This window comes from Pseudomonas sp. AC239 (assembly GCF_979258545.1).
This window is the reverse complement of record NZ_OZ409864.1, coordinates 1909742-1926793: the sequence shown is the minus strand read 5'-3', so window position 1 is coordinate 1926793 and position 17052 is coordinate 1909742. Positions and strand designations below refer to the sequence as shown.

General features: G+C 57.3%; 16 protein-coding genes. 13 read left to right on the top strand and 3 right to left on the bottom strand.

Features of this window, described 5'->3' with window-relative positions:
• Positions 1-17: 17 nt before the first annotated feature.
• On the top strand, positions 18-1385 hold the full coding sequence (mnmE, locus tag ACZ0AZ_RS08945) for a tRNA uridine-5-carboxymethylaminomethyl(34) synthesis GTPase MnmE (RefSeq protein WP_463537235.1): 1368 nt from the start codon (positions 18-20) through the stop codon (positions 1383-1385).
• Positions 1386-1425: 40 nt separating this feature from the next.
• On the opposite strand, the gene ACZ0AZ_RS08940 is transcribed toward mnmE, so the two are convergent.
• The 3 genes from ACZ0AZ_RS08940 to ACZ0AZ_RS08930 form a co-directional block, all read right to left on the bottom strand.
• Positions 1426-3861 (bottom strand): TonB-dependent siderophore receptor, encoded by a 2436-nt coding sequence (locus ACZ0AZ_RS08940; protein ID WP_129998019.1) that lies wholly within the window; start codon positions 3859-3861, stop codon positions 1426-1428.
• A 118-nt stretch (positions 3862-3979) separates the two neighbouring features.
• Positions 3980-4927: a FecR domain-containing protein gene (locus tag ACZ0AZ_RS08935; protein WP_463537234.1), complete on the bottom strand. Its 948-nt coding sequence runs from the start codon at positions 4925-4927 to the stop codon at positions 3980-3982.
• The gene (locus tag ACZ0AZ_RS08930; RefSeq protein WP_463537233.1) at positions 4927-5433 is read right to left on the bottom strand and encodes a sigma-70 family RNA polymerase sigma factor; all 507 of its coding nucleotides are present in this window, start codon (positions 5431-5433) and stop codon (positions 4927-4929) included. Before ACZ0AZ_RS08930 ends, ACZ0AZ_RS08935 begins: the two co-directional genes overlap by 1 nt.
• A 570-nt stretch (positions 5434-6003) precedes the next feature.
• On the opposite strand from ACZ0AZ_RS08930, the gene mnmG reads away from it, so the two are divergent.
• The 12 genes from mnmG to atpD all read left to right on the top strand — a co-directional run bounded on the left by mnmG (position 6004) and on the right by atpD (position 17036).
• A complete protein-coding gene (gene mnmG / locus ACZ0AZ_RS08925; protein WP_463537232.1) occupies positions 6004-7902 on the top strand; it encodes a tRNA uridine-5-carboxymethylaminomethyl(34) synthesis enzyme MnmG in 1899 nt (632 codons plus the stop codon).
• On the top strand, positions 7899-8543 hold the full coding sequence (rsmG, locus tag ACZ0AZ_RS08920; protein ID WP_463537231.1) for a 16S rRNA (guanine(527)-N(7))-methyltransferase RsmG: 645 nt from the start codon (positions 7899-7901) through the stop codon (positions 8541-8543). The genes mnmG and rsmG overlap by 4 nt, the downstream gene beginning before the upstream one ends.
• A gap of 18 nt (positions 8544-8561) precedes the next feature.
• A complete protein-coding gene (locus tag ACZ0AZ_RS08915) occupies positions 8562-9359 on the top strand; it encodes a ParA family protein (RefSeq protein ID WP_016772400.1) in 798 nt (265 codons plus the stop codon).
• A gap of 9 nt (positions 9360-9368) precedes the next feature.
• The gene (locus ACZ0AZ_RS08910; protein WP_007960777.1) at positions 9369-10241 is read left to right on the top strand and encodes a ParB/RepB/Spo0J family partition protein; all 873 of its coding nucleotides are present in this window, start codon (positions 9369-9371) and stop codon (positions 10239-10241) included.
• Between the two features lie 148 nt (positions 10242-10389).
• A complete protein-coding gene (locus tag ACZ0AZ_RS08905) occupies positions 10390-10797 on the top strand; it encodes a F0F1 ATP synthase subunit I (protein WP_008064605.1) in 408 nt (135 codons plus the stop codon).
• 16 nt (positions 10798-10813) lie between these two features.
• Entirely contained in the window at positions 10814-11683 is an 870-nt protein-coding gene (gene atpB / locus ACZ0AZ_RS08900) for a F0F1 ATP synthase subunit A (RefSeq protein ID WP_016772402.1), read from the top strand.
• Between the two features lie 133 nt (positions 11684-11816).
• Positions 11817-12074, top strand: coding sequence for a F0F1 ATP synthase subunit C (gene atpE / locus ACZ0AZ_RS08895; protein ID WP_003097235.1), 258 nt, complete (start codon positions 11817-11819; stop codon positions 12072-12074).
• A 58-nt stretch (positions 12075-12132) separates the two neighbouring features.
• Positions 12133-12603: a F0F1 ATP synthase subunit B gene (locus ACZ0AZ_RS08890; protein ID WP_016772403.1), complete on the top strand. Its 471-nt coding sequence runs from the start codon at positions 12133-12135 to the stop codon at positions 12601-12603.
• A gap of 12 nt (positions 12604-12615) precedes the next feature.
• Positions 12616-13152: a F0F1 ATP synthase subunit delta gene (locus tag ACZ0AZ_RS08885; RefSeq protein WP_016772404.1), complete on the top strand. Its 537-nt coding sequence runs from the start codon at positions 12616-12618 to the stop codon at positions 13150-13152.
• A 21-nt stretch (positions 13153-13173) separates the two neighbouring features.
• A complete protein-coding gene (atpA, locus tag ACZ0AZ_RS08880; protein ID WP_016772405.1) occupies positions 13174-14718 on the top strand; it encodes a F0F1 ATP synthase subunit alpha in 1545 nt (514 codons plus the stop codon).
• Positions 14719-14768: 50 nt separating this feature from the next.
• Complete coding sequence (gene atpG, locus ACZ0AZ_RS08875; protein WP_007911960.1) at positions 14769-15629, top strand: F0F1 ATP synthase subunit gamma; 861 nt, start codon at positions 14769-14771, stop codon at positions 15627-15629.
• A gap of 27 nt (positions 15630-15656) precedes the next feature.
• Positions 15657-17036, top strand: a complete 1380-nt coding sequence (atpD, locus tag ACZ0AZ_RS08870; RefSeq protein ID WP_039757213.1) for a F0F1 ATP synthase subunit beta — start codon at positions 15657-15659, stop codon at positions 17034-17036.
• Positions 17037-17052: the final 16 nt, after the last annotated feature.

The window sequence follows — 17052 nt, the reverse complement described above, 5'->3', positions numbered from 1 at the left end:
TGTCTGGATGCCGCTTTATGAGCACACCCCGTGAAACCATCGCCGCCGTCGCCACCGCTCAAGGGCGCGGCGGTGTGGGCATCGTCCGTATTTCGGGGCCGTTGGCCAGCGTGGCGGCAAAAGCCATCAGCGGCCGAGAACTGAAACCGCGTTACGCCCATTACGGGCCGTTTTTCAGTGACGACCGGCAGGTGCTGGATGAAGGTCTGGCTTTGTATTTTCCGGGGCCGAACTCTTTCACAGGCGAAGACGTGCTGGAACTCCAAGGCCACGGCGGCCCGATCGTGCTGGACATGTTGCTCAAACGCTGTCTGGAACTGGGCTGCCGTCTTGCCCGTCCGGGTGAATTCAGCGAGCGCGCCTTCCTCAATGACAAACTCGATCTGGCCCAGGCCGAGGCAATCGCCGACTTGATCGAAGCCAGTTCTGCCCAGGCTGCGCGCAATGCGCTGCGTTCATTGCAGGGTGCGTTTTCCCAGCGTGTGCATAACCTGACCGAGCAACTGATCGGCTTGCGTATCTACGTCGAAGCCGCCATCGACTTCCCGGAAGAGGAAATCGATTTTCTCGCCGACGGCCACGTATTAAGCATGCTCGACAAAGTACGCGATGAGTTATCCACAGTGCTCCGCGAAGCGGGACAGGGTGCGTTATTGCGTGATGGCATGACCGTCGTCATCGCTGGTCGGCCGAATGCCGGAAAATCCAGCCTGTTGAATGCTTTGGCCGGTCGTGAGGCCGCCATCGTTACCGAGATTGCTGGCACCACGCGGGATATCCTGCGCGAACATATACACATCGACGGCATGCCGTTGCACGTCGTCGATACTGCGGGACTGCGTGACACCGATGATCATGTGGAAAAGATCGGTGTGGAACGGGCCTTGAAAGCCATCGGTGAAGCGGATCGGGTTCTATTGGTAGTCGATGCGACCGCACCAGAGGCACTGGATCCTTTTGCCTTGTGGCCGGAATTCCTCGAGTCTCGGCCGGATCCGACGAAAGTCACCCTGATCCGCAACAAAGCCGATCTGTCCGGCGAAGCGATTGCTCTGGAAACCAGTGACGACGGCCACGTGACCATCAGTCTCAGCGCCAAGTCTGCCGAAGGCCTCGACCTGCTGCGTGATCACCTCAAGGCGTGCATGGGTTACGAGCAGACGTCGGAGAGCAGTTTCAGCGCACGTCGCCGGCACCTGGAAGCACTGCGCCAAGCCAGCGCGGCACTGGAACATGGCCGCGCGCAACTCACCCTGGCCGGGGCTGGCGAGTTGCTCGCCGAGGATTTGCGCCAGGCTCAGCATTCCCTGGGTGAAATTACCGGGGCGTTCAGCTCTGATGATTTGCTCGGAAGGATTTTCTCCAGCTTCTGCATCGGCAAATAGAAAAGGGCTGTGGATAATTCATCCACAGCCCTTTTTTTATTCACCAGTTATAGGACACCGTACCGAGCAAAGTACGATCCTCGCCCCAATAGCAGCGGCCTGCGTCGTTGCAGCCCGATACATATTCCTTGTCGAACAGGTTCTTCGCATTCAGATCGACACTCCAGTGTGTATCGATCTGATATCCAACAGCCGCGTCGATCAATGTGACGTCGCCAGCATCCAGCTTTCCGTACAGAGAAGGCGAGGTGTAGGCAAACGCACTGTCGAAATAGCGTACGCCACCGGCCACATACAAGCCTTTCAGATCACTGTCGAGGAAGCGATATTTCGCCCAGACCGAGGCCTGATTACGTGGCACGCCGGTCATTTGATGGCCTTTAACCAGCGATGTCGCTGCATCCTTGGTGATCTTCGCGTCGGTGTAGGTATAGGCCGCCGTGACATTGAGGTTCTGCGTCAGATTGCTGTTGAGTTCCAACTCCACACCCTTGGCGCGGCTTTCACCCACTTGGCGATAGGTCGACGTGGTTGCGTCGAAATAGGTGTCGTCCTTCTTGCGCAGGTCATACACCGAAGCGGTGAACGCGGTGTCCCAGCCGATCGGTTCGTACTTCAAGCCCACTTCGTACTGGCTGCTGGTAATCGGATCAAGCGGTGCGCCAGCATTGGAAATCTGCTGCACCGGCACGAACGCCGTGGAATAGCTGACATACGGCGTCATGCCGTTGTCGAACTGATACATCACGCCGCCCTGATAGGTAAACTTCCTGTCCTCGGAGCTGATGTTGCTGCCTCGCGCCACTTTGTCGCGGAAGTCGCTGTCGACCCAGTCTTGACGTCCGCCGAGCAGGAATAGCCAATGGTCGTATTTGCTCTGGATCTGTGCATAAACGCCTTTCATCTGCTGCTCGAGCAACGTGTTCTGCACAGCAATTGGCGTCGTCGGATCACGCAGGTAGACCGGGTTGTAGATGTCGATTGGCCCGACAATGCCGGCATTCCAGTCCTGGTTGAACGAGGTGCGATCGTAGCTGGCGCCAAACAGCACGGTGTTTTCCAGCTCGCCCGCCTGGAACTTGCCTTCGAGCTGGTTATCCAGCGAATACACCATGGATTTGTTGAAGCGATCATAGGCGGTCATGTTCAACCGCGTGCCGAAGCCGGCATTGTTCAGATTGCCCGGCCAGGTTTCGTGGCGGGTGATGCGCGACTGCATGTAGCGCGAGTTCTGGCGGAACTGCCAGTCATCGTTGAACGAGTGGCTGAACTCGTAACCGGTGCTCCAGGTTTCCCGTTCGAAAGTATTCCAGTCCGGGTCGCCGAGCATGGTGCCTTTGGACAATTTCCCGTTGGGATTGCTCAGCAACGTGCCGGCGGCCGGCAGACCGAGCTCCATGTTGGTGTGGTCTTTCTGGTAGTTGGCCAGCAGTGTCAGCGTATTGAAGTCGTCGAAATTCAGGGACAGCGAAGGGGCGATATAAATGCGGTCGTCAGGCACGTGATCGGTCTGGGTATCGGATTTGCGCCCCAGCATCACCACGCGTCCGAGAACGTTGCCGCTGTCATTGAGCGGGCCGGAGACGTCGACGCCGATTTGCCGGCGATTGTTCGAGCCATAGCCCAGCTGCACTTCGCCCTGAGGCGCGGCAGTCGGACGCTTACTGACCAGATTGACCAGACCGCCCGGCGCATTTTCACCATACAGCAGCGAAGAAGGGCCACGGAATACCTCGACCCGTTCAAGTCCGTACGGCTCGGTGCTGGTGTCATAGCGATTGCCCTGCACGCGCAGTCCATCTCGGAGCAGACCGTAGCCGTAATCGGTGGCGTTGAAGCCGCGGATATAGAACAAGTCCCCCGCCAGACTGTCGCCGGCGGCGAACGGTGGGGCGAAGATCCCCGGTACATAGCCGAGGACGTCGGTGAGTGTCTGGGATTTCTGATCCTTGATGCGTTGCCCGGTTACCACTGACACCGAACGCGGTGTTTCCGACAGCGGGGTACTGGTTTTCGTACCGATCCGGCTGTTTTGCGCCTTGTAACCGACGTCGGCGGCGTAATCCAGATCCATTGGATTGGCCAACTGCGCGTTGATGTTGGTCGGCGCCAGTTCCAGGGAGTCACCGTTGGGCACGTTCTGCAGAATGAAACTGCCGGGTGCTTGTGGCACTGCCTGTAAACCCGAGCCTTGCAGCAATCGAGCGAAACCTTGTTCGACGCTGAAGTCGCCGTTCAGCCCGGCACTGCGCAAGCGGCTGGTCTGCTGCGGCGAGAACGACAGAATTACATTCGCGGCAGCGGCGAACTGGCTCAAGGCACTATCCAGCGGGCCGGCGGCAATGGCGAAGCGCTGGGATGTCGACGCCGCGAAGGCGCTGTTGCTGATCACCAGACAAGACGCAGCGCTGGCCATTAATAAGCTGTATGCAATGCAGTGTGGAGAAAAGCGCTGACGGAACGTGGGAAGACGCATGTGTGGGTTAACCCTGAAGGTGGCGAAGAGCCGCGTTGATCGCGATTACCTGTAGGGCCGGGTCAGGGCGAAAAAAGATAACCCTCTGTGCGATTATTTTTCCCCAGGCTTTTTTTGATCAAACGCTGTGGCTGATCGACACCCAGTAACGACTGAAATAGCGGACATTGATCGGCAACGAAGCCTTAAGGTTGGCCAGCACTGCGTCGGTCGAATCGAGCCGGAAAGTCCCGGAGACCCGCAGATCCCGAGCGCGTCGATCACAGTGCAATACACCGCTGCGATAGCGACCCAATTCTGCGATGACATCGCCCAAGCGCGCATTCAGGACGATCAATTGGCCGTTGATCCAGGCCACTTCTGATGACTGGAAGGGACGACTGAGGCCGATATGCCGACTGTCGAAATCCGCGCCTTCGCCTGCTTTCAGGATTTGCGCAGCGGTGGATGAGTGCGCAGGTTGGACACTGACTCGATCCTCCAGCACGCCGACCCGGGTTGAGTTCGGCATCTGATGCACCGAGAACCGGGTGCCCAATGCTTGTATCCGCCCGTCACGGGTTTGCACATAGAACGGCCGCTGATCGCCAAGCTTGCCGGTTTGGACGAGGATTTCACCGGCACGCAGTTGGATCAGGCGTTGTGCTGCGTCGAAAGAGACATCAATGGCCGAGTTGGTGTTGAGCTGGATCTGGCTACCATCGGCCAGGCTGATGGTGCGACGTTGGCCTACACCGGTTTTATAGTCGGCCCAGACGTTGCCGAGGGATATGTGTCGTTGAACGTTCCAGCCAACGAAACCTGTTCCCGCTGCAAGCAGTAGCAGTTTGAGTACCTGGCGTCGTTGTTGGCCGCTATTGAGCGCACGTCGTTTCAGATCCTGCGGCAGCGTACCGAGGTGGCGCTGCAATTGTTCCATCTGGTTCCACGCCGCCAGATGCGCCGGATCGCTGTCTATCCACAGCTGCCAGGCCTTTTGTTCGGCAAGGCTCGGTGGCTGGGATTGAAACTGCACGTACCAACTGGCGGCAGTCTCGAATACCTGACGGTCTGCAGCGGCGGCCATCATGGTTGCGCCATGATCAGGGCGCATTCAGTCAGGGCGCGGATCATGTGTTTTTTCACAGTGGTCAGCGAGACCCTCAATTGCACGGCGATCTGTTGATAAGTCAGTCCGTCGACTTGCGAAAGCATGAAGATCTGCCGTGTCCGCGTGCCCAGCCCGGTCAACGCTTTATCCACAGCAACCAGGGTTTCAATGATCAGCGCTCTGTCTTCTTCGCTGACGATTGTCGCTTGCGGCCGAGCTGCGAGGGCTTGCAGATAAGCGCTTTCAATCGCCCTCCGCATATAACGATCGATGACCAAGCCGCGCGCAATGGTCGTCAGGTAATCCCTTGGCTCACGAATATGAGCTGCATTGCGCGCCGCCAGAACTCGCAAAAACGTGTCATGCGCCACATCGGCTGCATCGCAGGCGTTGTGCAGTTTGCCCTTGAGCCAGCCATATAGCCACGAATGATGTTGCTCGTAGATTTGCTCGATCGCAGCTGTGTGGGCGGGTAGGGGCATGGGAGAAACTGGCGAGTTAATGATAATGGCTATTATTAGCCTCTGTAACGTCCTCTCACAATAGCCTTTTCATTTTCTGCCCTTGGCTTGCCAACCGTCACCGATCCCTTCGCTGGCGCTTTTCTTGTGTCCGGGAAAACCATGTTGGCGATTTTCTGTGGGTTAAGCCCTGTGAATAACTGCCAATGAGGTCAGTTGATAAACGGGCTTGAAAACTGGATATAAACCCCTCTGTGGATAACCTACCCTTTCATCCACAGGCTTACAGCGGTTATCCAAGGACCTCATTGCCACATGAGCACAGAGTTTTAAACCTCTGTACAGCTTGTTAAATAAGGCTTGTGGCGATCTATCCACAGAAACGGTGCTCACTAAGAATAAACATAAAAACAAAGGTTTTATAAATTTCTCTCTTTTTTATTCTTTTAACCTCGAGTTCTCCACAGCTGGTTAAATTTTGTGCAAAGGGTTCTTTAGAAAGGGCGAAGTCCCTATACTTGCCGACCAGGTCCAGAAACCTGAGCTCAACTATTTCCTGAATGACCTACTTAAGCAGGCACGAGGTGCGTGGTGGATTTCCCTTCCCGTTTTGAAGTGATCGTCATCGGCGGCGGTCATGCCGGTACCGAGGCAGCACTGGCGTCAGCACGCATGGGGGCAAAAACCCTGTTGCTGACGCATAACGTGGAAACCCTCGGTGCCATGAGTTGTAACCCGGCCATCGGTGGCATCGGCAAAAGCCACCTGGTCAAGGAAATCGACGCCCTCGGCGGCGCGATGGCCATGGCTACCGATAAGGGCGGCATCCAGTTTCGCGTGTTGAACAGCCGCAAGGGTCCGGCCGTACGGGCGACCCGTGCGCAAGCCGACCGGATTCTTTACAAAGCCGCTGTCCGCGAAATCCTGGAAAACCAGCCGAACCTGTGGATATTTCAACAAGCTGCTGACGACCTGATCGTCGAGCAGGAGCAAGTCCGTGGTGTGATTACACAGATGGGTCTGCGTTTCTTCGCCGATTCCGTGGTGTTGACCACCGGTACCTTCCTCGGCGGACTTATCCACATCGGTTTGCAGAATTTTTCCGGCGGTCGCGCCGGTGATCCACCGTCGATTGCTCTGGCCCACCGTCTGCGTGAGTTGCCATTGCGTGTCGGGCGTTTGAAAACCGGTACACCGCCGCGCATTGATGGCAAATCTGTGGATTTCTCGGTAATGACCGAGCAACCGGGCGATACGCCGATTCCGGTGATGTCGTTCATGGGCAACAAAGAACAGCATCCGCGTCAGGTCAGCTGCTGGATCACCCATACCAATGCCCGCACCCACGAAATCATCGCGGCGAACCTCGATCGTTCGCCGATGTATTCCGCTGCCGGTGAAATCGAAGGCATCGGCCCGCGTTATTGCCCATCGATCGAAGACAAGATCCACCGCTTTGCCGACAAGGAAAGCCATCAGGTGTTCATCGAACCGGAAGGTTTGACCACCCATGAGCTGTATCCGAACGGGATATCTACAAGCCTGCCGTTCGACGTGCAATTGCAGATCGTGCAATCGATCCGCGGCATGGAAAACGCACACATCGTGCGTCCGGGTTATGCGATCGAGTACGACTACTTCGATCCCCGCGATCTGAAGTACAGCCTGGAAACCAAAGTCATTGGCGGTCTGTTCTTCGCCGGGCAGATCAACGGCACCACCGGCTACGAAGAAGCGGGTGCGCAAGGTCTGCTCGCCGGGGCCAACGCCGCACTGCGCGCGAAGGGCAAAGAAGCCTGGTGTCCGCGCCGCGATGAAGCGTACATCGGCGTTCTGGTCGACGACCTGATCACCCTCGGTACCCAAGAGCCGTACCGCATGTTCACGTCGCGGGCCGAGTACCGCCTGATTCTGCGCGAGGACAACGCCGACCTGCGTCTGACCGAAAAAGGTCGCGAGCTTGGTCTGGTCGATGACGCGCGCTGGGCGGCCTTCTGCAAGAAACGCGAAAGCATTGAACTCGAAGAACAGCGCCTGAAAAGCACCTGGGTTCGCCCCAATACCCAGCAGGGCGATGCGATTGCCGAGAAATTCGGCACGCCGCTGACCCACGAATACAATTTGCTCAACCTGTTGAGCCGTCCGGAAATCGATTACGCCGGTCTGGTCGAAGTAACCGGGCAGGGCGCCGAAGATCCACAGGTCGCCGAGCAGGTTGAGATCAAGACCAAGTACGCCGGTTACATCGACCGTCAACAGGACGAAATCGCCCGTCTGCGCGCCAGCGAAGACACGAAACTGCCTGTGGATATCGATTACACCAACATTTCCGGTCTCTCCAAGGAGATCCAGAGCAAGCTCGGCGCCACACGTCCCGAGAGCCTGGGCCAAGCCTCGCGCATTCCGGGCGTTACCCCGGCAGCGATTTCGCTGTTGATGATTCATTTGAAAAAACGCGGCGCGGGCCGTCAGTTGGAGCAAAGCGCTTGAGTGCCAAGGTCACTTCGCAACACGCCGAAGAGTTATCCACAGGAGCCCGCGAGCTCGGTGTCAATCTCACAGAAACTCAGCACGAATTGCTGCTGGGTTATCTGGCCCTGTTGATCAAATGGAATCAGGCTTACAACCTGACCGCCGTGCGCGATCCGGACGAAATGGTTTCGCGGCACTTGCTCGATAGTCTCAGCGTGATGTCGTTCATCGAAAACGGTCGCTGGCTCGATGTCGGCAGTGGCGGTGGCATGCCTGGTATCCCGCTGGCGATCCTGTATCCGGACTCGCAAGTGACCTGTCTGGACAGCAACGGCAAGAAAACCCGCTTCCTGACCCAGGTCAAGCTCGAACTGAAGCTGGATAACTTGCAGGTTATCCACAGTCGCGTCGAAGCGTTCCAGCCTGAGCAGCCATTCAACGGGATCATTTCCCGGGCCTTCAGCAGCATGGAAAACTTCACCAACTGGACTCGCCACTTGGGCGATGCCGATACACGCTGGCTGGCAATGAAGGGCGTTCATCCGGCCGATGAGCTGGTAGCATTGCCGGCAGATTTCAAACTCGATAGCGAACACGCCCTGGCCGTCCCCGGTTGCCAAGGCCAACGCCATCTGCTGATACTGCGCCGCACGGCATGATTGGGAACACAAGCAAGAATGGCTAAGGTATTCGCGATAGCGAACCAGAAGGGTGGTGTGGGCAAAACCACCACCTGCATCAACCTCGCAGCATCCCTGGTCGCGACCAAGCGCCGGGTGCTGTTGATCGATCTCGATCCACAGGGCAACGCCACCATGGGTAGCGGTGTGGATAAACATGGTCTGGAAAACTCGGTCTACGATCTGCTGATCGGTGAATGCGACCTGGGCCAGGCCATGCATTTCTCCGAGCACGGCGGTTATCAGCTGCTGCCGGCCAACCGCGATCTCACCGCAGCTGAAGTCGTGCTGCTGGAAATGCAGATGAAGGAAAGCCGTCTGCGCAGCGCGCTGGCGCCGATCCGTGACAACTACGATTACATTCTGATCGACTGCCCGCCGTCGCTGTCGATGCTTACGCTCAACGCATTGGTCGCCGCTGACGGGGTGATTATCCCCATGCAGTGCGAATACTTCGCTCTGGAAGGTTTGAGCGACCTTGTGGATAACATCAAGCGCATCGCCGAGCTGCTCAATCCGAACCTGAAAGTCGAAGGCTTGCTGCGCACCATGTACGACCCGCGCCTGAGCCTGATGAACGATGTTTCGGCGCAGCTCAAGGAACACTTCGGCGATCAGTTGTACGACACGGTGATCCCGCGCAACATCCGCCTGGCCGAAGCACCGAGCTACGGCATGCCGGCGCTTGCTTACGACAAGCAATCGCGTGGTGCCCTGGCCTATCTGGCTCTGGCGGGCGAGATGGTTCGTCGTCAACGCAAAAATTCACGCATTGCTGCCGCTCAGCCAACTTAAGGAATCCCCATGGCCGTCAAGAAACGAGGTCTCGGACGTGGACTGGATGCACTGCTGAGTGGTCCGACGGTCAGCGCGCTGGAAGAACAAGCCGCGCAGGCTGACACACGCGAATTGCAGCACCTGCCGCTGGATCTGCTGCAGCGTGGCAAATATCAGCCGCGCCGCGACATGGACCCGCAGGCCCTGGAAGAGCTGGCGCAGTCGATCAAGGCTCAGGGCGTGATGCAGCCGATCGTGGTACGCCCGATTGGCGGCGGTCGCTTTGAGATCATTGCCGGTGAGCGCCGCTGGCGCGCCAGTCAGCAGGCCGGGCAGGAAACCATTCCGGCGATGGTCCGCGATGTGCCGGATGAAACCGCCATTGCGATTGCGCTGATCGAGAATATCCAGCGTGAAGACCTCAATCCGATCGAAGAAGCAGTGGCTTTGCAGCGCTTGCAGCAGGAATTCCAGCTGACCCAGCAGCAGGTTGCCGAGGCTGTGGGTAAGTCACGTGTGACTGTGGCTAACCTGTTGCGACTTATTGCGCTTCCGGAAGTGATCAAGACCATGCTGTCGCACGGTGACCTGGAAATGGGTCACGCACGTGCCTTGCTCGGTCTGCCGGACAATCAGCAGGTCGAAGGGGCGCGACATGTTGTCGCACGAGGACTGACCGTGCGCCAAACCGAGGCACTGGTTCGTCAGTGGTTGAGTGGCAAACCGGAGCCGGTTGAAGCCGCAAAACCCGATCCGGACATCGCTCGCCTCGAGCAGCGTTTGGCCGAGCGCCTAGGCTCTGCGGTGCAGATTCGCCATGGCAAGAAGGGCAAAGGCCAATTGGTGATTGGGTATAACTCGCTCGATGAGCTTCAAGGTGTGCTCGCACACATCCGCTGAAACATTTCCTCATGTAGCGCGCAGTCGGAAATCACTACCTGACAGTTGAATAGGGGCAGAACCGCCCCTATACTCTGCGCGCATTTTGTCGGCACAAATTATGCCAAGTTATTGAATTTCGGCAGCCGACCATTGGAGAGCAACTGTGATGGAAACCCGCACGCCAAACCGCTTGCCTTTCCATCGCCTGGCGGTTTTTCCGGTGTTGATGGCTCAATTTGTCGTTTTGCTCATTGCCGCTTTGGCGCTCTGGCAATGGCATGGAGTCGTTGCCGGATACTCGGGACTTTGCGGAGGCCTGATAGCCTTGCTGCCCAATGTTTATTTCGCTCACAGGGCATTTCGGTTTTCCGGCGCCCGAGCAGCCCAGTCCATCGTCCGGTCTTTTTATGCCGGCGAGGCAGGCAAACTTATTTTGACGGCAGTGCTGTTTGCACTGGTGTTTGCAGGTGTGAAGCCACTGGCGCCGATCGCAGTATTCGGCGTGTTCGTGCTGACGCAGTCGGTCAGCTGGTTCGCTCCCCTGCTGATGAGAACAAGACTTTCGAGACCTTAGGGCGTTTGAGGCAACCATGGCAGAGACAACCGCTTCGGGCTATATCCAGCACCACTTGCAGAACCTGACTTTCGGTCAGCTACCCAACGGCGGCTGGGGCTTTGCCCACACCGCAGCAGAAGCCAAGGAAATGGGCTTCTGGGCTTTCCACGTCGATACCCTCGGCTGGTCGGTCGCGCTGGGTCTGATCTTCGTTCTTCTTTTCCGCATGGCGGCAAAGAAAGCGACTTCGGGTCAGCCGGGTGCCTTGCAGAACTTCGTTGAAGTATTGGTCGAATTCGTCGATGGCAGCGTGAAAGACAGCTTCCATGGCCGTAGCCCGGTGATTGCACCGCTGGCACTGACCATCTTCGTCTGGGTGTTCCTGATGAACGCCGTCGACCTGGTACCGGTCGACTGGATTCCTCAGCTGGCCATCCTGATCTCCGGCGATGCCCACATCCCGTTCCGCGCCGTGTCGACCACCGACCCGAACGCGACCCTGGGCATGGCGTTCTCGGTGTTCGCACTGATCATTTTCTACAGCATCAAGGTCAAGGGCATCGGCGGCTTCATCGGCGAACTGACCCTGCACCCGTTCGGCAGCAAGAATATCTTCGTTCAGGCCCTGCTGATCCCGGTGAACTTCCTGCTGGAATTCGTCACCCTGATCGCCAAGCCGATCTCTCTGGCTCTGCGTCTGTTCGGCAACATGTATGCCGGCGAGCTGGTGTTCATTCTGATCGCTGTGATGTTCGGCAGCGGCCTGCTCTGGCTCAGCGGCCTGGGCGTTGTTCTGCAGTGGGCGTGGGCAGTGTTCCACATCCTGATCATCACCCTGCAGGCGTTCATCTTCATGATGCTGACCATCGTCTACCTGTCGATGGCGCACGAAGAAAACCATTAAGACCAGTCTCGACTAGTCTGATGTCCTTCCCGGTAAAACGGGAAGGGGCTCCTTGCGGGGCATCTGAAACGATTTGTTTTACCGCTTTAATCTAAAAAACCTAAACCATACGACGTAAAAGTCGGGAGGAAAGATGGAAACTGTAGTTGGTCTAACCGCTATCGCTGTTGCACTGTTGATCGGCCTGGGCGCACTGGGTACCGCAATTGGTTTCGGCCTGCTGGGCGGCAAGTTCCTGGAAGGCGCAGCGCGTCAGCCAGAAATGGTTCCAATGCTGCAAGTAAAAATGTTCATCGTTGCCGGTCTGCTCGACGCCGTAACCATGATCGGTGTTGGTATCGCTCTGTTCTTCACCTTTGCGAACCCGTTCGTTGGTCAGATCGCTGGCTGATTACTCGGATCTTCCGGGTAATTTGGTGTGATGGACAACGTAACTGCGAGGTGTTGGCGTGAACATTAATGCGACCCTGATTGGCCAGTCCGTTGCGTTCCTGATTTTTGTACTGTTCTGCATGAAGTATGTATGGCCTCCGGTCATCGCTGCTCTGCACGAACGTCAAAAGAAGATCGCTGATGGTCTGGACGCTGCCAGCCGTGCAGCTCGCGACCTGGAGTTGGCCCAAGAGAAAGCGGGTCAGCAACTGCGCGAAGCGAAAGCTCAGGCAGCTGAAATCATCGAGCAAGCCAAGAAACGCGGTAACCAGATCGTCGAAGAGGCTGTTGAAAAAGCCCGTATCGACGCTGACCGTGTGAAGGTTCAGGCTCAAGCCGAGATCGAACAGGAACTGAACAGCGTCAAAGACAAGCTGCGTGCCCAAGTGGGCTTGCTGGCTGTTGGCGGCGCCGAGAAGATCCTGGGTGCCACAATCGATCAAAACGCGCACGCAGAGCTGGTTAACCAACTGGCTGCTGAAATCTAAGCGAGGGCGATCATGGCAGAACTGACCACGTTGGCCCGACCTTACGCTAAGGCGGCCTTCGAGCACGCTCAGGCCCACCAGCAACTGGCCAATTGGTCAGCCATGCTCGGCCTGGCAGCAGCGGTGTCGCAAGACGACACCCTGCAGCGCGTGCTCAAGGCCCCGCGACTGACGAGCGCAGAAAAGGCCGCCACGTTCATTGACGTGTGCGGCGACAAGTTTGATGAAAAGGCACGCAATTTCATCAACGTCGTTGCCGAGAACGACCGTCTCCTGCTTCTGCCGGAGATCGCCGCTCTGTTCGACCTGTACAAGGCCGAACAAGAGAAATCGGTAGACGTTGAAGTAACCAGTGCATTTGCATTGAACCAAGAACAGCAAGACAAACTCGCCAAGGTTCTCAGTGCACGACTCAACCGGGAAGTGCGCCTGCAAGTTGCGGAGGACGCTGCCTTGATTGGTGGTGTCGTGATCCGCGCCGGCGACCTGGTTATCGATGGCTCGATTCGCGGCAAAATCGCGAAACTTGCCGAAGCATTGAAATCTTGAGTTTGAAGGGGCAGCAGAGCAATGCAGCAACTCAATCCTTCCGAAATAAGTGAAATTATCAAGGGCCGCATCGACAAGCTCGATGTGACCTCCCAAGCCCGTAACGAAGGCACTGTCGTCAGCGTATCTGACGGCATCGTGCGGATTCACGGTCTGGCCGACGTCATGTACGGCGAGATGATCGAGTTTCCGGGCGGCGTCTACGGTATGGCCCTCAACCTGGAGCAGGACTCCGTAGGTGCCGTGGTATTGGGCTCCTACCAGTCGCTGGCTGAAGGCATGAGCGCCAAGTGCACCGGCCGCATCCTCGAAGTTCCTGTTGGTAAGGAATTGCTGGGTCGCGTAGTCGATGCTCTGGGTAACCCTGTTGACGGCAAAGGTCCACTGGGCAACACCGAGACCGACGCGGTCGAGAAAGTTGCTCCAGGCGTGATCTGGCGTAAGTCGGTAGACCAGCCTGTACAGACTGGCTACAAGGCTGTCGATGCCATGATCCCTGTCGGCCGTGGCCAGCGTGAGCTGATCATCGGTGACCGTCAGATCGGTAAAACCGCTCTGGCGATCGACGCGATCATCAACCAGAAAGACAGCGGCATTTTCTGCGTCTACGTTGCTATCGGTCAGAAGCAATCGACCATCGCCAACGTGGTTCGCAAGCTGGAAGAAAACGGCGCCCTGGCCAACACGATCATCGTGGCTGCCAGTGCTTCGGAATCTCCTGCGCTGCAATTCCTGGCACCGTACTCCGGTTGCACCATGGGTGAATTCTTCCGCGACCGCGGTGAAGACGCGCTGATCGTTTATGACGATCTGTCCAAGCAGGCAGTGGCTTACCGCCAGATTTCCCTGCTGCTGCGCCGTCCACCAGGCCGTGAAGCTTACCCAGGCGACGTGTTCTATCTCCACTCCCGTCTGCTGGAGCGCGCATCCCGCGTTTCGGAAGAATACGTAGAGAAGTTCACCAATGGCGCAGTGACCGGCAAAACCGGTTCCCTGACCGCACTGCCGATCATCGAAACCCAGGCTGGCGACGTTTCCGCGTTTGTTCCGACCAACGTGATTTCCATCACCGACGGTCAGATCTTCCTGGAATCGGCCATGTTCAACTCGGGCATCCGTCCTGCAGTGAACGCCGGTGTTTCGGTATCCCGTGTGGGTGGTGCCGCTCAGACCAAGATCATTAAGAAGCTCTCCGGTGGTATCCGTACCGCTCTGGCTCAGTACCGTGAACTGGCGGCATTCGCCCAGTTCGCTTCTGACCTGGACGAAGCGACCCGCAAGCAACTTGAGCATGGTCAGCGCGTTACCGAGCTGATGAAGCAGAAGCAATACGCACCAATGTCGATCGCTGACATGGCGCTGTCGCTGTATGCCGCTGAGCGTGGGTTCCTGACTGACATTGAAATCGCCAAGGTCGGCAGCTTCGAACAAGCGCTGATTGCTTTCTTCAACCGCGATCACGCCGATTTGATGGCCAAGATCAACGTTAAAGGTGACTTCAATGACGAAATCGACGCTGGCATGAAAGCCGGTATCGAGAAGTTCAAGGCCACCCAAACCTGGTAAGCCGCAGCGGGAGCCGCGAGGCTCCCGCTTGCTAACCTGATAGGTGTTACATGGCAGGCGCAAAAGAGATTCGCAGTAAGATTGCGAGCATCAAAAGCACGCAAAAGATTACCAGCGCCATGGAAAAAGTGGCGGTCAGCAAAATGCGCAAGGCACAAATGCGCATGGCTGCTAGCCGTCCTTATGCGGAGCGTATCCGCCAGGTAATTGGGCATCTGGCCAACGCCAACCCGGAATACCGCCACCCGTTCATGATCGACCGCGAAATCAAGCGCGTTGGTTATGTTGTGGTGAGCAGTGACCGTGGTCTGTGCGGCGGCTTGAACACCAACCTGTTCAAGGCCCTGGTCAAGGACATGGCGGTAAACCGCGAAAACGGCGTCGAGATTGATCTGTGTGTAGTCGGTAGCAAGGGTGCGGCCTTTTTCCGCAACTTCGGCGGTAACGTCGTTGCAGCTATCAGCCACCTGGGTGAAGAGCCGTCGATCAATGATCTGATCGGCAGCGTCAAGGTGATGCTGGATGCCTACCTGGACGGCCGTATCGACCGCCTGTCCGTGGTGTCCAACAAGTTCATCAACACCATGACGCAACAGCCTACCGTGGAGCAGTTGATTCCACTGGTGGCAACCCCGGATCAGGATCTCAAGCACCACTGGGACTATCTCTACGAACCGGACGCCAAGGAGCTGCTTGACGGCTTGATGGTCCGTTACGTCGAGTCGCAGGTCTACCAGGCGGTGGTCGAGAACAACGCGGCTGAACAGGCTGCGCGGATGATCGCGATGAAGAACGCTACCGACAACGCCGGTGATTTGATCAGCGATTTGCAGCTGATCTACAACAAGGCGCGTCAGGCTGCGATCACCCAAGAGATCTCGGAAATCGTCGGCGGCGCTGCCGCGGTTTAACGGTTCAAATATTCAGAGGATCCAGCTATGAGTAGCGGACGTATCGTTCAAATCATCGGCGCCGTTATCGACGTGGAATTTCCACGCGACAGCGTACCGAGCATCTACAACGCGCTGACTGTACAAAGCGCGGCCGCAACCACCCTGGAAGTTCAGCAGCAGCTGGGCGACGGCGTGGTGCGTACCATTGCGATGGGTTCCACCGAGGGCTTGAAGCGCGGTCTGGAAGTCAGCGACTCTGGCGCAGCCATCTCCGTACCGGTCGGTAAAGCGACCCTGGGCCGGATCATGGACGTCCTCGGTAACCCGATCGACGAAGCTGGCCCGATCGACACCGAAGAGCGCTGGGGCATTCACCGCGCAGCACCTTCGTTCGCCGAGCAAGCAGGCGGCAACGACCTGCTGGAAACCGGCATCAAGGTTATCGACCTGGTTTGCCCGTTCGCCAAGGGCGGTAAAGTCGGTCTGTTCGGTGGTGCCGGTGTAGGCAAAACCGTAAACATGATGGAACTGATCCGTAACATCGCCATCGAGCACAGCGGTTATTCCGTGTTCGCCGGTGTGGGTGAGCGTACTCGTGAGGGTAACGACTTCTACCACGAGATGAAGGACTCCAACGTTCTGGACAAAGTGGCACTGGTTTACGGTCAGATGAACGAGCCGCCGGGAAACCGTCTGCGCGTAGCACTGACCGGCCTGACCATGGCCGAGAAGTTCCGTGACGAAGGTAACGACGTTCTGCTGTTCGTCGACAACATCTATCGTTACACCCTGGCCGGTACTGAAGTATCCGCACTGCTGGGCCGTATGCCTTCGGCAGTAGGTTACCAGCCGACCCTGGCTGAAGAGATGGGCGTTCTGCAGGAACGTATCACTTCGACCAAGGAAGGTTCGATCACCTCGATCCAGGCGGTATACGTACCTGCGGACGACTTGACCGACCCGTCGCCAGCGACCACCTTCGCCCACTTGGACGCCACCGTCGTTCTGTCCCGTGACATCGCTTCCCTGGGTATCTACCCGGCGGTAGATCCACTGGATTCGACTTCGCGTCAGCTGGACCCGAACGTGATTGGCCAGGACCACTACGACACCGCTCGCGGCGTTCAGTATGTTCTGCAGCGTTACAAAGAGCTGAAAGACATCATCGCGATCCTGGGTATGGACGAGCTGTCGGAAGCCGACAAACAGTTGGTTAACCGTGCTCGTAAGATCCAGCGCTTCTTGTCGCAGCCGTTCTTCGTGGCTGAAGTCTTCACCGGTGCTTCGGGTAAATACGTTTCCCTGAAAGACACCATTGCTGGCTTCAAAGGCATCCTCAACGGTGACTACGACCACCTGCCAGAACAAGCGTTCTACATGGTTGGCGGCATCGAAGAAGCGATCGAGAAAGCCAAGAAACTGTAATCCCGGCGCCCGGCAA

What these genes read in the sequence shown, in the direction of transcription:
- ACZ0AZ_RS08935 (WP_463537234.1), bottom strand. Translation starts at nt 4,927, where the DNA reads ATGGCCGCCGCTGCAGACCGTCAGGTATTCGAGACTGCCGCCAGTTGG.
- atpD (WP_039757213.1), top strand. Translation starts at nt 15,657, where the DNA reads ATGAGTAGCGGACGTATCGTTCAAATCATCGGCGCCGTTATCGACGTG.
- ACZ0AZ_RS08910 (WP_007960777.1), top strand. Translation starts at nt 9,369, where the DNA reads ATGGCCGTCAAGAAACGAGGTCTCGGACGTGGACTGGATGCACTGCTG.
- atpE (WP_003097235.1), top strand. Translation starts at nt 11,817, where the DNA reads ATGGAAACTGTAGTTGGTCTAACCGCTATCGCTGTTGCACTGTTGATC.
- atpB (WP_016772402.1), top strand. Translation starts at nt 10,814, where the DNA reads ATGGCAGAGACAACCGCTTCGGGCTATATCCAGCACCACTTGCAGAAC.
- ACZ0AZ_RS08905 (WP_008064605.1), top strand. Translation starts at nt 10,390, where the DNA reads ATGGAAACCCGCACGCCAAACCGCTTGCCTTTCCATCGCCTGGCGGTT.
- ACZ0AZ_RS08885 (WP_016772404.1), top strand. Translation starts at nt 12,616, where the DNA reads ATGGCAGAACTGACCACGTTGGCCCGACCTTACGCTAAGGCGGCCTTC.
- ACZ0AZ_RS08930 (WP_463537233.1), bottom strand. Translation starts at nt 5,433, where the DNA reads ATGCCCCTACCCGCCCACACAGCTGCGATCGAGCAAATCTACGAGCAA.
- mnmE (WP_463537235.1), top strand. Translation starts at nt 18, where the DNA reads ATGAGCACACCCCGTGAAACCATCGCCGCCGTCGCCACCGCTCAAGGG.
- atpG (WP_007911960.1), top strand. Translation starts at nt 14,769, where the DNA reads ATGGCAGGCGCAAAAGAGATTCGCAGTAAGATTGCGAGCATCAAAAGC.
- atpA (WP_016772405.1), top strand. Translation starts at nt 13,174, where the DNA reads ATGCAGCAACTCAATCCTTCCGAAATAAGTGAAATTATCAAGGGCCGC.
- ACZ0AZ_RS08940 (WP_129998019.1), bottom strand. Translation starts at nt 3,861, where the DNA reads ATGCGTCTTCCCACGTTCCGTCAGCGCTTTTCTCCACACTGCATTGCA.
- ACZ0AZ_RS08915 (WP_016772400.1), top strand. Translation starts at nt 8,562, where the DNA reads ATGGCTAAGGTATTCGCGATAGCGAACCAGAAGGGTGGTGTGGGCAAA.